This is a genomic window from Gordonia jacobaea (assembly GCF_965344965.1).
Taxonomy (GTDB): Bacteria; Actinomycetota; Actinomycetes; order Mycobacteriales; family Mycobacteriaceae; genus Gordonia; species Gordonia jacobaea.
The window spans coordinates 214,528-228,184 of sequence record NZ_CBDRLS010000003.1 but is presented as its reverse complement, the minus strand read 5'-3'; the positions used below and the strand labels follow the sequence as shown (position 1 = coordinate 228,184).

The following is a 13,657-nucleotide window of genomic DNA, read 5'->3' as shown; positions in this document are numbered from 1 at the left end:
TCATGGGGTGTCGAGCTGCTTCCACGCGTCCGAGAGCAGCGCACGGGTGTCGCGCAGCAACTGTGGCATGACTTTTGTCTCGCCGACAACCGTGATGAAGTTCGCGTCGCCCACCCACCGCGGCACGATGTGCTGGTGGATGTGCTCCGACAGCGAGCCGCCTGCCGCGTAACCGAGATTCAGACCCACGTTGAACGCGTTCGGATTCGACACCGCCTTGATCGTGCGGATCATGCGCTGCGTGAAGCCCATCAACTCTTCGGCCTCGCCTGCGGTGAGCGCCTCGAGGTCTGCGACCTGCCGGTACGGCACGATCATCGTGTGGCCGGGGTTGTACGGGTACAGATTGAGCACGGCGTAGACGTGCTCTCCGCGCGCCACGATCAACCCGTCCTCGTCGGTCATCGTCGGGATGTCGAGGAAGGGGTGGCCGGTGAGGTCCGAACCGTCGGCCGCCTTCTTCACGACCGGCGGGTCGGCCGTGATGTAGGTCATCCGGTGCGGACTCCACAACCGTTGCAGCCGATCGGGATCGCCGGTACCGCAATCGCGGATCTCACCGGTCGATGCGTCGTCGGCCTCAGGCATCTCCCGCACCCTCGATCAGCTCCTTGGTCGGAGACTCGTTGCGACGCGCGGAGATCCACTCGTCGATGATTCTGACCGCGTCGGCAACGTATACGCCGTTGACCTGGGTGCCGTCTCGGAACCGGAAGCTGACGGCACCCGCCTCGACGTCTCGCTCGCCCGCGAGAAGCATGAACGGGACCTTGCCGGTGGTGTGCGTGCGGATCTTCTTCTGCATGCGGTCGTCGGAATAGTCGACCTCCGCGCGGATTGCCTTGGCCTTCAACTGATCCACGACGCCCTGCAGGTGATCCACGAACGCCTCGGCGACGGGGATACCGACGACCTGCACCGGCGAGAGCCATGCCGGGAAGGCGCCCGCGTAGTGCTCGGTGAGCACGCCGAAGAACCGCTCGATGGAGCCGAACAGCGCGCGGTGGATCATGACGGGTCGGTGCTTGGCGCCGTCCGGGCCGGTGTACTCGAGGTTGAAGCGCTCGGGGAGGTTGAAGTCGAGCTGGATGGTCGACATCTGCCAGGTGCGGCCCAGCGCGTCTTTGACCTGGACGGAGATCTTGGGCCCGTAGAACGCGGCGCCGCCGGGATCGGGCACGAGGTCGAGTCCGGACTCTCCCGCAACCTCTGCGAGGGTGTTGGTCGCGATCTCCCAGGTCTCGTCGTCGCCGACGGACTTCTTGGGATCCCGCGTCGACAACTCCAGGTAGAAGTCGTCGAGACCGTAATCGCGGAGCAGATCGAGCACGAAGGTCAGCAGCGAGCGCAGTTCGTCGCGCATCTGCTCACGAGTGCAGTAGATGTGTGCGTCGTCCTGAGTGAACCCTCGGGCGCGGGTCAGTCCGTGGATCACACCCGACTTCTCGTAGCGGTAGACAGTGCCGAACTCGAAGAGGCGCAGCGGGAGTTCGCGATACGAGCGTCCGCGCGCATCGAAGATCAGGTTGTGCATCGGACAGTTCATCGGCTTCAGGTAGTAGTCCTGAGCCGGCTTGCGCACCGAGCCGTCGTCGTTGAACTCGGCGTCGAGCTGCATGGGCGGGTACATGCCGTCGGCGTACCAATCGAGGTGTCCCGACACCTCGAAAAGGTTGCTCTTGGTGATGTGCGGCGTGTTGACGAATTGATACCCGGCAGCGATATGGCGCTTGCGTGAGTAGTCCTCCATCTCGGTGCGGATGATGCCGCCCTTCGGATGGAACACCGGTAGCCCCGAACCGATCTCGTCGGGGAAGCTGAAGAGGTCGAGTTCTGCACCCAGGCGTCGATGGTCGCGCTTCTCGGCCTCCGCGAGCATCTCCAGGTAGGTGTCCTGGGCTTCCGTCGACTCCCACGCGGTGCCGTAGATGCGTTGGAGGTCGGCGTTGTCCTGGTCGCCGCGCCAATAGGCAGCCGAACTCCTGGTGAGCTTGAACGCCGAGATGTACTTGGTGGTCGGCACGTGCGGGCCGCGGCACAGATCGCACCAGATCACTTCGCCGGTGCGGGGATTCAGGTTGTCGTATGCGGTGAGTTCAGCCCCGCCGACCTCCATGACCTCGCTGTCGTCGGCCGCGCCCTTGTCGTCGATCAACTCGAGCTTGTACGGCTCCTTGGCGAGCTGCATCCGGGCCTCGTCCTTCGACGCATAGACCCGTCGGGAGAACTTCTGACCCGACTTGATGATCTGCTTCATCTTCTTCTCGAGCGCGGTGAGATCTTCGGGGGTGAAGGGCTCTGCGACGTCGAAGTCGTAGTAGAAGCCGTCCTTGATCGGCGGGCCGATCCCGAGCTTGGCCTCGGGAAAGAGATCCTGCACAGCCTGTGCGAGCACGTGCGCGGTCGAATGCCTGATCACGCTGCGACCCGCGTCGGTGTTGGCTGCGACCGGTTCGACGTCGGTGTCGAGATCGGGAGCCCAGGAGAGATCCCGCAGTTGACCCGCGGCGTCACGGACGACGACGACCGCCTCAGGTCCCTTGTTCGGCAGCTCGTGCTCGCGCAGCGCCGTGCCCGCGGTGGTCCCGGCCGGCACACGGATCGTGGCTGGGCTGGTCACCAATGCGTTGTCGGGCACTTCGCTGCTCCTTGATGCGAGGCGGGTCGGTTACCCGCCGAGAGGTTTCGGTGTTCGTGCACGTCGATCGTATCTGCGGGCGCCCCGCCGGCCACCACCGCGGCCGGGATGTCTTACAGGATCGGGCTTGTCAGCCACGCCGCGTCGAGGTTCACCCAGTTCGCGGCCGTCCCCAGGACACCCAGGACCCACAGCGAGGCCAGCACGACGACGCAGGTGACAACACCAAAAGCACCTTGCACCGACCAGTGGCGCTGCTTCATCCATTCGAGCCAGGCGTCGTACTTGCTGCGCGCGAAGCGCAGTAACCGTTGGGCCCACGAGAATTCAGACGCGAGGATTCCGAGTCCGAGGAACACGATCAGCCAGCCCGGGCCGGGGTATGGGATCGCGACGATTCCGCCGGCGAGCACCAGCGCACCGACGACGCCGACAACGATCCGATAGGTGAGGTTCAGACGCGCGTCACGCCGGATGACGTACCTGCGTTGACGACTCCAGATGCGTATTCGTTGCCACCTCGGCACGCAGTACTCCACTCTCCGCATGTGCTGTGTCCGGCGCCGAGGGGTCCGCGGCGCCGGACGATTCGATATCTCCAGAGTACGTATCCGGCTGCGTCACCTCCTCAGACGCCTCGACGCGCCGCTGCCGGAACTCGGCTACCAACGTGACGATGATCGTGAGCAACAGGATCAGTGGATAGCACCCGGCGTACAGGATGACGGCGATGCGATCCAACACCCCCGGGTCGGGATATCGCGGCATCATGAACAGTCCGATCGCGATGATGTGATCGGCTCCGTAGCGACTGCCACTGCCCCAGTAGTTCCACCAGTACGAGAACGAGAGCGCACACACGGTCAGCGGGGCCAACCACCGCCACCAGTACCTTCGCCCGTCGATGCTGCCCCGGTACGCGAAGTCGAATGCGACGACCAGCAGTGGCACCACCCACACCCAGTGATGACCCCACGAGAACGGCGACACCGTCGCTGCCGTCATGCCGGCGGTGGTGACCGACAGCAGTCTGCGTCCGCGCCGATACGACACGACCGCCGCCCAGAGACCCAGGATCGCCGCGACGAGCGCAACGGGCATCCACAACCAATCGGGCGCCGAAAAAAGTGGCCCGACCGGTGCGGGTTGCGAGAACCGCCGGACGTCGAAATACGCCAGCATCTGAGAGATGAAGCCGTTGATCGACTGGTTCGCGGGCGAATCCACGCGCCCGATACGTGACTCGCCGGTGACATAGGTCGTCCAGTACTGCCGCGCATCGGACCCTATGACCAGAAAACCGATCGCGACCGTGATGGCGAACCCCACGAGTGCCATGACCGCAGCCCGCCACCGGCGCAGCACGAGCAGATACACGACGAAGAACGCGGGCGTCAGCTTCAGTCCCGCCGCGATGCCGACGCCGAGACCACGCAGTCTTGATCGCGGGTGGAGCAGATCGAGAAAGACCAGGTCGAGCAGGATGATGAACATCAGGAAGACGTTGATCTGACCCAGCCAGATCGTCGTACGTACGGGTTCGAGCACCGTGACACAGATCCCTCCGCTCATGGCGAAGACGGCAAGATTTCTGTCGGCCTTGTAGCCGAGCGTGCGCATGCCGAGGTACACCGTCGCGACGAGCGCGAAAAGTATCGCGGCCCACCACACGATTTTCGCCACCACCGCGCTCATCAGCGCGAAGACGGTGAACACCACCGCGGAGAACGGCGGGTAGGTGAAGCTCAGACGACCCCAGACCGGATATTCGTAGAGTGGTCGGCCGTCGAGCACGGCTCGTCCGCCTGCCCGGTAGACGTAGAGATCGGTGGCGTTGTCGAACAGCCCGTTGAACTGCGCGCCGATCGGGATCACGAAGATGTGCCAGATCACCGCGAGGATGGCGAGTACCCCGACCGCGAGCACCGGCTTGAACCCGATTACCAGCGGTGACGGTCGCTGATCGACGGAGGTGCTCGCAGACATGCACACACCGTAGCCAAGACTTATCGCAGGTCAGAAACCGAATCGCCGAAAGTGTCGATTGTCTGATTCCGAACCTGTTGACGACCAGCCGGGATCGCCCGTCGTCGCGAAGTCGACCCACGCTCGATGCATCTCGTCGGCGATCTGCTGGTCGGGTTCGGGACCGACGAGGGCGTGCGCCTGGTCGAGGTGATCGAACACGAACGGAATCTCGACGGCGTGACCAGCCCTGATATCGGCTCTCGGGCTGCGGTACCCGAACTCGTAGAGGTGCGTCGAGCCCGATGGACGCGACGCGGCGAGCGCGGTCGTCGGACCGGAGAACGCGCGTGCGGTGAGTGCCCGCGCGAGCGCGTCACCTGGGCTGTCGCCGGCGTCGAGTCGGGCGCGGAGGTGCTCGATGCCATTCGGCTGCCGACCGAGCACCGCTGCGGCGGCCTGCTCGGTGACCGCGTCGGCCCCACCCGAAGCGACGAGGAAGAAGCGGAACTCGTCGGCATTCCATCCGGCCAGCAGCGGTATGTCGGCGCCGGCACCCGACGCGATCGCCTCGTGCGGCACGGAGGTGAGGACGTCACCGTCGACGATCGGGAACTGGCTCATGATGCCCATCCCCTGGGCCACCGTCGACTCACCCCACACGGCGGGGTCGGGGTTCACCATGCACTCGAGTGCCAACTGCGACTGAGCCGCGAGCAACGCGGCGGGATCGACGTCGGCAAGCGTCTGGGCGTCGGCGTCGACACCGAGGATCTCGGACAGCCGCGCGGTGACGAGACGGGCATCGTCGATCTGCGCGGCCACCGACCCGTTGCCGCTCTGCATGATCGCTCGCCGGAACAGACCGCGCGCCAGCGGTGACGCCAGTAGCGACGCCACGCTCATGGCTCCCGCCGATTCGCCGAAGATCGTCACGTTGCCGGGATCGCCGCCGAAGCTCGCGATGTTCGCCTGCACCCACTCGAGAGCCGCGATCTGATCGCGCAATCCCCTGTTCTCGACGCCGCCGCTCACCGACGCGAAACCCGCTGTGCCGAGCCGATAATTGATGCCGACGCAGACCACACCGTCGCGGGCGAACGTGTCGCCCGCATACATGGCCAACCGGTTGGAACCGCGGGTGAACGCACCGCCGTGAATCCACACCATCACCGGTAAGCCACCCGCACCGTGATCCGGGGTCCACACGTTGACCGTGAGGTAGTCGTCGCCGGGTTCGATCACGTTGTCGAGCAGTGCGGCAATCGGCGCCGGATATGGGACCTGCGGTGCGGTCGGCCCGTAGTCGGTGGCTGTGCGCACCCCGTCCCAGGCGTCGACCGCCCGAGGCGAGTCGAACGCCGCGAGCCCGACAGGATGCGCCGCGTAGGGGATGCCGAGGAAGGCCGTCACGTCGTCGGTTCTGCGACCCGAGACCCGCCCGGACGAGATCGTGACGACGGGGGTCTCGAGGTGTGTTCGCGTCATGCTCGCGGACAGTACGCCGCGACGACGCCGGGTGGACCCGATCAGGAAGATATCTCGAATCATCGTCTCTTAATCTGATTTTGTGTCTCATAACTCCCGTACGAGTGTGTTTCGCGACTCGAATGCGTTTCTCGTGAATGCGCTTAGTTCGGGCGGGTCTCGCGCGCTGGATGGCCAGTCTCGAAACGCCGTCGCTGAATCTCATTTCGCGTCGAGTTTTGCGATAGGTTGTTGGACATGTCAGAGCCCCCTCCGTCATCCGCGCAGCACATGCTGCTCGGATACGCGCGTGCGAGTGCTGCGGCGCCGGCCCTCGACGAACAGGTCGACACCCTTGTTTCGCACGGCGTCGCTCAGCGTCGGATCTACACCGACGACGCCGACGCGGGAGTCCTTGCGGCACAACGACCTGGCTTCGACGCACTTGTCGACTACGCCCGCCCGGGAGACGTGCTCATCGTCGTGAGCATGGACCTGTTGGGACGCTCCGCCGACGAAGTCCTGTCGACCATCCGCACACTCACCGAACACGACGTGGGGATACAAGCCCTCCGCGAGGGTCTGAGCACGCACGACGACGCCGGTTCCACACTCGTCGGTGTTCTCGCGTCGCTCGCAGTCGCCAACGACGAGATGAGTGCCGTCGGGCGTCGAGCGCGCGGCCTCGGCGACCGTCATCGAACCGGGCACCTCGGGCGGCCACGAGCGCTGACCGACGAGCAGGTCGAACTCGCACGACGCCTTCGCGACAACGGCGATTCCGTCCCGACAATTGCCGCCGTACTCGGCGTCAGTCGCGCCACCCTGTACCGCACACTCGCAGAAAAGAGAGCCACCAGATGACCAGCGGCCGAATCGTGGCGTTTCCGTCGTCGACGCCCCCGACGACGCATCAGTCGTCGCTCGCCGACGACACAGTCGACGAGGATGCGTTCCAACGCGGATTCGACGATGCGACAACGTATCTCGCCACCATGCCGGACACCTGGGCACGTCACCACGCGTCGTCGGCGCTCGCTTCGGGCGATATTCCCGACATCGCACAGAGCTACGAACGCGGGTACCGCGCCGCACTGTACGGCTTCGTGAGGCGGGTCCGCCGCTGACTGTCGGGTGCACGTCCTGATTACCATCGATGGCGCAGACACCGCTTGCACATCCAACAGAGATAGAGACTCTTATGACCAGACTCATGATCATTCTCGGAAGTGTCCGCGAAGGCCGGATCGGCGGCCCCATCGCCGAATGGGTCAAGGCAGCAGCCGATGCCGACGACCGTTACGACGTCGACTTCGTCGACCTCGCAGAGCTCAATCTTCCTTTCATGGACGAGCCGAACCATCCGCGACTCAAGAACTACGTGAAGGACCACACCAAGGCGTGGAGCGCTCGCGTCGAGGCAGCGGACGGGTTCATCTTCGTCTTCCCCGAGTACAACTACAGCTACTCCCCCGCCATCAAGAACGCGCTCGACTACCTACACAGCGAGTGGGATCGCAAACCAGTCGGCTTCGTCAACTGGGGCGGCAACTCGGCCGGAACACGCGCCCAGGTCGCACTGCGGGTTGTCGTGTCAGCACTCGGGCTCGTCATGACCAAAGACAACGTCGAGATCAACTTCCCGCAGAAGCAACTGACCGACGACGGCATCTTCGAGCCGAACGAGCAGCAAAGCGCCGTGGTCAAGGCTCAGCTCGACGAGATCGTGAAGCTGTCTGAGGCATTGGCACCGCTTCGCGGATGACGGGCCTTGGCGCCGCTTCGCGGATGACGAGCCTTGGCGCCGCTTCGCGGATGACGGGCGTTGGCACCGCTTCAGAGCTGAGAGTCATTATTTCATTGCGGACCGAAACCGACCGCAATCGCTGAGAGGCTCTGATCAGAAGTTCACACCACCTCTGATCGGAGCATCTCGATGTATTCACCGCAGCGCGACAACGAAGCAACCGGTATCGCCAACTACGTGGATCAGCAGCTCGACGCGATCCGCGCCGCGGCGTTCGGCCTCACGGAGGCGCAGCTGCGCGAAACCCCTTGTCGGAGTGAGCTTTCCATCGGCGGCCTGATCAAGCACACTCTCGACGGCATGCGTGGAGCAGTCGAGCGACTCTCCGGTGAAGACGTCACGCCGACGGTCGACGCCGACGGCGTCGCCGACTACCTCGCCGGTTTCGTTGTGGGCGAGGACGAGTCGGTCGACGACCTGCTCAGCGACTTCGACACCACACGTGCGCAATTGCGTCGACTGATCCTGGCAAGCGACCCGGATGCGGACGCGATTGCGCCGCCCGCGCCGTGGTACGGCCAGCTCGAGCCGCAACCCATCCGGTTGCGCTACTTCCTCATTCACCTCATCGAGGAGTACGCACGCCATGCAGGCCACGCCGACATCATCCGAGAGCAGATCGACGGCATGGCCGTACCCGCCCTGGTGATGACCCTCGAGGGCGTGCCCGCGAATCAGTTCTTCACGCCCTACGAGCCTGCCGCGGGGACCATCGGAGCATGAAAGGGGTTGTCACGCAGGCGAGGTGCTCGGCAACACCGAGAACCGTGCTGGTGTAAATCTCATCTCACGTTTCAGCCCGCTGTCGCGACTACCCGGTGAGGGCGCTGGACGCGCTTGATAGTCGACCTGGGAGGACACGTGACCACAGCCGCGGAGAGGCAAGGAAGTCGCGGGGCTGACGCCGGCGCACACAGCAGCGTCGGCTCCACGAGGGCGACAGCCGGGGAGGCGTACTCGGAGCGTGTCGAGTCGGCCGACTGGCGAAGCGTCACCGCCGAGGTGAACGAGTACGGCGGTGCGCTTCTCCCCCGGCTACTGACCGCACCCGAAGTCGACGAGCTCCGAGCGCTGTACGACGCCGATGACGTCTTCCGCGCGACGGTCGACATGGGTCGTCACCGCTTCGGGGAGGGACAGTACAAATACCTGGACACTCCCTACCCGGAGCCGGTCGATCGTCTGAAACAGGCGCTCTATCCGCGACTGCTGCCCATTGCTCGGGATTGGTGGACCAAGCTCGGCCGCGACCCGATCTGGCCGGACACCCTCGACGAATGGCTGGCGATGTGCCACGCAGCGGGCCAGACGAAGTCGACGGCGATCCTGTTGAAGTACGGCGAGCGGGACTGGAACGCGCTGCATCGGGACCTCTACGGCGACCTCGTGTTTCCGTTGCAGGTGGTCATCAACCTCAGCAATCCCGGAGTCGACCACACCGGCGGGGAGTTTCTGCTGCTCGAACAACGCCCACGTGCACAGTCACGGGGAACCGCGTTCCTGCTGCCGCAGGGTCATGGCTACGTGTTCACCACCCGAGACCGTCCCGTCGAGTCGAAGCGCGGGTGGTCGGCAGCTCCGATCCGACACGGAGTCTCGGCCGTCCGCTCCGGCGAACGCATCACCCTCGCCTTGGTCTTCCACGACGCCGCGTAGGTGTGGAGGTGCAGGAGAAGACGTACGTGCTTCTCGGTGCGAATCGGAAGCCATACAGGAGCTCGACACCGGGAAGCCTTGGCGGACACCGACGTAGCCGCATCTACGGCGAGCTGGATTGCACCTCGGCGCTGCGGACGATAGCCCGGGGCGGCTACGTGAACAACCGCGTCTTCTTCCGCGACGAAGTGATTGCGATCGCAGCAGGTTACCGGCCGTGCGCGGTGTGCCTCCCCGAAAAATACCGGTCTTGGAAGAGCGCGCAGTGATCACGGCGCAGGTACTGCCGGTCAGGGAACCCTGTCGGGAACCATGCTCGGCGTCGAGACGACCCACCGAGCAGCGACATTCTTGTGGTCCCGGCTGGGATCGAACCAGCGACCTTCCCGGTGTGAACGGGACGCTCTTCCACTGAGCCACGGGACCGCGCGCGACGCGCAAAGGCGTCGGTGCACGAGGGCAAAGACTACACGGATCGACACCGGGAACCCAAATCGCGGCCCAAGGGTGCGTCGTGGTGCCATCGCGACACTCTCCGCCTGCACACTTCCCACTTTCCGAGGCTCTGACCAGGCGATTTGTTAGAAGCGTGTCGGTCGGATAATGTTCTGCATCGCATCGCGAGCAACAAATGGTCCACAAGATCTGCTCGCGAAGCATGCGGATGTAGCGCAGCTGGTAGCGCATCACCTTGCCAAGGTGAGGGTCGCGGGTTCGAATCCCGTCATCCGCTCGGCGCGAGTCGACTCGCATCTGGTGGTGTGGCCGAGTGGTGAGGCAACGGCCTGCAAAGCCGTGTACACGGGTTCGATTCCCGTCGCCACCTCCAAACCACCAATTTCATACCCGCGCGATTAGCTCAGCGGGAGAGCGCTTCCCTGACACGGAAGAGGTCACTGGTTCAATCCCAGTATCGCGCACCATCAGATCCCGCTGTTCGCAGCGGGATCTTTTTGTTCCCCGGCCCCTTGGCGCAGTTGTTTGGGATCCACGGGTACAAAAATGCCCCCGAGGATCCCACGCAACTCCGAGCGGTGCTTGCGTTCGCAACCCGAGTGCGGTCTGATTGCCAGACTGACACGGGGTGCCGACACAAGGTCGGCTGAGATCAGACCCGCAGAACCTGCTCCAGTTAGCACTGGCGAAGGGATGGTCCGAAAATGCCTGCAGCGCTGCCTCTTTCCGAGCACGTCATACTGATCACCGGCGCGGGCCGCGGACTGGGCGCAACGCTCGCACGCGCCGCGGCGCGTGAGGGTGCGCGTGTGGTCGTCAACTATCGACGCAGCGCCGACGCGGCAGTTGCGCTGGCAGCAGAGTTCGGCGACCGAGCACTCGCCGTCGAAGCCGACGTGACCGACCCCGACGCGGTTCAGACGATGATCGACACTGCGACAACCCATTTCGGCGCGCCTATCACGGCGGTGGTGAACAACGCCCTGCCCGACTATTCGTTCAACGGCGACGCCCGCTCAACCGCCGACACCATCACCACCGCAGAACTCGACGCGCAGTTTCGCGGAATCGTCGGCGGCGCACTGACAGTCGTACAGGCGGCGCTTCCGGGCATGCGCGAAGCCGGTACGGGGCGCATCGTCAACATCGGCACCAACCTCGTGCAGAATCCCGTTGTCCCCTACCACGACTACACAGCCGCCAAGGCCGCACTCCTGGCGCTGACTCGCACGCTGGCCGCCGACCTCGGCCCGGACAACATCACCGTCAACATGGTCTCCGGCGGACTCCTGCGCACCACAGACGCGAGCGCAGCGACACCCCCTGAGATCTTCGACGCCATCGCCGCGTCCACTCCCCTGCGGTCGGTCACCACACCAGAGGAATTCGCCGACGCCACACTGTTTTTCCTCTCGCCGTGGTCGCGAGCGGTCACCGGACAGAACCTCGTCGTCGATGGCGGCCTCGTCAAGGACTGAACACCGGCAGGCATACTGCGAGCATGAACATCGACTACCGCCCGGGCAGCTTCACCGTCGTCGACTCATCAGGTCGCGAGGCCGCATTCGACGGGGACCAGTACAAGTGGGAGATCACCGACGGCATGCTCATCGTCAACGCCATCACCACCGAGGGCCAGGGCGCGATGCCATATGAGGTGACCGAACTCCGCGAGATCTACGCGGGCTCGTGGCGACTCTCACTGGGGTGAATCCGGAGCTTCGTCGTGCATCTGAGCCCGCCGATCGCCTTCCGACGCCCTCGGCGCGGTCGTAGAATCGTATGCATGACTGCTGATATGACACCCGGCTGCGACAACCCCGACTGCACCTGCGGGCCCGAGTGCTCGTGCGGCGCCAACTGCACCTGCGGAAAGAAGTAGCGCCGCCTGTGCCACCACATCCGACCAGCCAGATGGCCGGCGATGCCGCACCCGAACAGCATTCCCACGGTGCCGTGGCCGTCGACGTCGTGGTCGACCCCTCACTCGCAGGCGTCGTCGCCGAGGTAGCTGCCGCAACCTTCCCCCTGGCCTGTCCGCCGCACTCGTCGCCCGACGACATCGCCGGGTTCATTACGACCAACCTGGCCGAAGCGAACTTTGCTGCCTACATCGCCAGCGACGAGAGTGACGTATTGATCGCACGCACATCCGACGGCACGACGGTGGGCTATTCGCTCGTGCACCACCGGCCACCGACCGACCCCGACGTCGCAGCGGTGGTCGTCGAGACACCGTCGTCCGAGCTGTCGAAGATGTACGTACTCCCCGACCATCACTCACGCGGTCGCACCGACCCGCCTGCACAGTTGCTGATGCGCGCCGCGATCGAGACCGCCCGTGATCGCGGCAGCGTGCTCGTCTGGCTCGGCGTCAACCAGGAAAACGTTCGCGCGCAACGCTTTTACACGAAGATGGGATTCGAGCGTGCCGGGGTCAAGACGTTCGACCTCAACGGCAGCATCGAGCACGACTTCATCCTGACCCGACGCCTTTAGACTGAGCGCTCCGGAACCGAGTCGGCGCGCCGGAACCGAGTCAGCGCGCCGGGATCGATTCAGCGCACGGGAACGTCGAGCGCCTTCGCGATCGTCGGCCATGCGCGGTGCAGATCCTGGTTCCAGTAGCCCCAGGAGTGCAGACCCTGCCGGAAGTTGTAGGTGATCTTCACGCCCGCCTGATCGGCCTTCTGCTTGAATGCCGTCGTGCACTCGAGCGCGGCACGCTCGAGTGCGCCACCGACCGGCGAAGCGATCCCAGCGAGTCCCAGCGAGAGGTCAGGAAGTCCGTCGCCCACAGCGACATAGATCGGCTTTCCGCGCAGTGCTGCGATGTGTTCTGCGGGGTCGTGTTCGGTCCACAGCGGGTCGGTGATCGGTCCCCACATGTTGTCCGGGTTGCCGCCGCGCGTCTGTACCGTCGCCGCTGTCGCGCGACGGAAATCCGGCGTCCCCTGATCGAGGCACCCGCTGAATGCCGCGACGCCCGCATACATCTCGGGGTTGCGAACCGCGATCGACATCGCGCCGAGTGCGCCCATCGACAGCCCACCGATCGCGTTCACACCGTTGGTGTCGAAGCGCTTCGCGATCAGCGGCGGGAGTTCTTTGGTCAGGAATGTCTCCCACCGGTTGTTCTTGAGGATGGGGTCGTTCGACCGCCAATCGGTGTAATACGAGCCCGTGCCTCCGATCGGGAGCACCACATTGACCTGCTTGTCGGCCATGAACTTCTCGATGTCTGTCTGATAGGTCCAGCCGCTCTCGGTGTAGTTGGTGTAGACACCGCCGTCGATCCCGTCGAGAAGATACAGAGTCGGACGTGGCGTCGAGCGATCCCGAGGCAACAGCACGCTGACAGTGATCCGCCTCTTCATCGCTGCGGAGTACGTCGTCACCTGAGCGCGCGTGGCGCTCGCCATGCTCACCGCTTCAATGCGCGACGCGTCGGTCGAGCCCAGGGGTTCGGCAGAGGCCGGAGCCGAAATCGCCACTCCCACAAAGAGTGCCGCGACCAACGCAGCAGCCGCCGTCATCACAATCCGCACAATTACCCCCAGGGTCGAGTCATACGAGACGCCGACGCACCCCGCTCATGAGCGCAGATTCCCGTCCCCCGACACCGACTACACTACTGAGGAGTAAGTAAAGCACGACCGACTTCAGTG

Annotated in this window: 15 protein-coding genes, 4 tRNA genes and 1 riboswitch; of the genes, 12 read left to right on the top strand and 7 right to left on the bottom strand. The window is 64.5% G+C overall.

The annotated features are described in order from the left end of the window. From ACRVY7_RS11890 to ACRVY7_RS11870, 5 genes are all read right to left on the bottom strand, one after another. Positions 1 to 588 carry an ATP adenylyltransferase gene (locus tag ACRVY7_RS11890; RefSeq protein ID WP_431817204.1) on the bottom strand — a complete coding sequence of 196 codons (588 nt, stop codon included), beginning with the start codon at positions 586 to 588 and terminating at the stop codon, positions 1 to 3. Further along, complete coding sequence (gene thrS / locus ACRVY7_RS11885; protein ID WP_431817203.1) at positions 581 to 2,638, bottom strand: threonine--tRNA ligase; 2,058 nt, start codon at positions 2,636 to 2,638, stop codon at positions 581 to 583. The genes ACRVY7_RS11890 and thrS overlap by 8 nt, the downstream gene beginning before the upstream one ends. A gap of 113 nt (positions 2,639 to 2,751) precedes the next feature. Further along, complete coding sequence (locus ACRVY7_RS11880) at positions 2,752 to 3,186, bottom strand: TIGR02611 family protein (RefSeq protein ID WP_431817202.1); 435 nt, start codon at positions 3,184 to 3,186, stop codon at positions 2,752 to 2,754. Continuing rightward, positions 3,104 to 4,624: a glycosyltransferase 87 family protein gene (locus ACRVY7_RS11875; RefSeq protein ID WP_431817201.1), complete on the bottom strand. Its 1,521-nt coding sequence runs from the start codon at positions 4,622 to 4,624 to the stop codon at positions 3,104 to 3,106. Before ACRVY7_RS11875 ends, ACRVY7_RS11880 begins: the two co-directional genes overlap by 83 nt. A gap of 30 nt (positions 4,625 to 4,654) precedes the next feature. Further along, positions 4,655 to 6,091 (bottom strand): carboxylesterase/lipase family protein, encoded by a 1,437-nt coding sequence (locus tag ACRVY7_RS11870; RefSeq protein ID WP_431817200.1) that lies wholly within the window; start codon positions 6,089 to 6,091, stop codon positions 4,655 to 4,657. 237 nt (positions 6,092 to 6,328) lie between these two features. Here ACRVY7_RS11870 and ACRVY7_RS11865 point away from each other — a divergent pair, with 237 nt between their 5' ends. The 6 genes from ACRVY7_RS11865 to ACRVY7_RS11840 all read left to right on the top strand — a co-directional run bounded on the left by ACRVY7_RS11865 (position 6,329) and on the right by ACRVY7_RS11840 (position 9,802). Beyond that, on the top strand, positions 6,329 to 6,934 hold the full coding sequence (locus ACRVY7_RS11865) for a recombinase family protein (protein WP_431817199.1): 606 nt from the start codon (positions 6,329 to 6,331) through the stop codon (positions 6,932 to 6,934). Then, entirely contained in the window at positions 6,931 to 7,197 is a 267-nt protein-coding gene (locus tag ACRVY7_RS11860; protein WP_431817198.1) for a hypothetical protein, read from the top strand. The genes ACRVY7_RS11865 and ACRVY7_RS11860 overlap by 4 nt, the downstream gene beginning before the upstream one ends. A 74-nt stretch (positions 7,198 to 7,271) precedes the next feature. Beyond that, on the top strand, positions 7,272 to 7,835 hold the full coding sequence (locus ACRVY7_RS11855; RefSeq protein ID WP_431817197.1) for an NADPH-dependent FMN reductase: 564 nt from the start codon (positions 7,272 to 7,274) through the stop codon (positions 7,833 to 7,835). Positions 7,836 to 8,006: 171 nt separating this feature from the next. After that, complete coding sequence (locus tag ACRVY7_RS11850) at positions 8,007 to 8,600, top strand: DinB family protein (RefSeq protein WP_431817196.1); 594 nt, start codon at positions 8,007 to 8,009, stop codon at positions 8,598 to 8,600. Between the two features lie 279 nt (positions 8,601 to 8,879). Then, positions 8,880 to 9,533, top strand: a complete 654-nt coding sequence (locus ACRVY7_RS11845) for a 2OG-Fe(II) oxygenase (protein ID WP_431817510.1) — start codon at positions 8,880 to 8,882, stop codon at positions 9,531 to 9,533. An 8-nt stretch (positions 9,534 to 9,541) separates the two neighbouring features. Further along, on the top strand, positions 9,542 to 9,802 hold the full coding sequence (locus ACRVY7_RS11840) for an Ada metal-binding domain-containing protein (RefSeq protein ID WP_431817195.1): 261 nt from the start codon (positions 9,542 to 9,544) through the stop codon (positions 9,800 to 9,802). 85 nt (positions 9,803 to 9,887) lie between these two features. Here the strand turns inward: ACRVY7_RS11840 and ACRVY7_RS11835 are convergent. Then, positions 9,888 to 9,959: transfer RNA gene (locus ACRVY7_RS11835), tRNA-Val, on the bottom strand. A 234-nt stretch (positions 9,960 to 10,193) separates the two neighbouring features. Here ACRVY7_RS11835 and ACRVY7_RS11830 point away from each other — a divergent pair. The 6 genes from ACRVY7_RS11830 (at position 10,194) to ACRVY7_RS11805 (ending at position 12,488) form a co-directional block, all read left to right on the top strand. After that, positions 10,194 to 10,266 (top strand) — tRNA-Gly (locus ACRVY7_RS11830). A gap of 22 nt (positions 10,267 to 10,288) precedes the next feature. Further along, positions 10,289 to 10,362 (top strand) — tRNA-Cys (locus ACRVY7_RS11825). A 19-nt stretch (positions 10,363 to 10,381) separates the two neighbouring features. Further along, positions 10,382 to 10,456 (top strand) — tRNA-Val (locus ACRVY7_RS11820). Between the two features lie 147 nt (positions 10,457 to 10,603). After that, positions 10,604 to 10,700, top strand: a riboswitch (TPP riboswitch). Then, entirely contained in the window at positions 10,694 to 11,467 is a 774-nt protein-coding gene (locus ACRVY7_RS11815; RefSeq protein WP_431817194.1) for a 3-oxoacyl-ACP reductase, read from the top strand. Its footprint overlaps the riboswitch before it by 7 nt. 23 nt (positions 11,468 to 11,490) lie before the next feature. Continuing rightward, a complete protein-coding gene (locus ACRVY7_RS11810; protein ID WP_049697224.1) occupies positions 11,491 to 11,700 on the top strand; it encodes a hypothetical protein in 210 nt (69 codons plus the stop codon). A 203-nt stretch (positions 11,701 to 11,903) separates the two neighbouring features. Beyond that, the gene (locus ACRVY7_RS11805; RefSeq protein WP_431817509.1) at positions 11,904 to 12,488 is read left to right on the top strand and encodes a GNAT family N-acetyltransferase; all 585 of its coding nucleotides are present in this window, start codon (positions 11,904 to 11,906) and stop codon (positions 12,486 to 12,488) included. 59 nt (positions 12,489 to 12,547) lie between these two features. Here ACRVY7_RS11805 and ACRVY7_RS11800 read toward each other — a convergent pair whose 3' ends face one another. Continuing rightward, positions 12,548 to 13,525 carry an alpha/beta hydrolase gene (locus tag ACRVY7_RS11800; protein ID WP_431817193.1) on the bottom strand — a complete coding sequence of 326 codons (978 nt, stop codon included), beginning with the start codon at positions 13,523 to 13,525 and terminating at the stop codon, positions 12,548 to 12,550. Positions 13,526 to 13,657 lie beyond the last annotated feature (132 nt).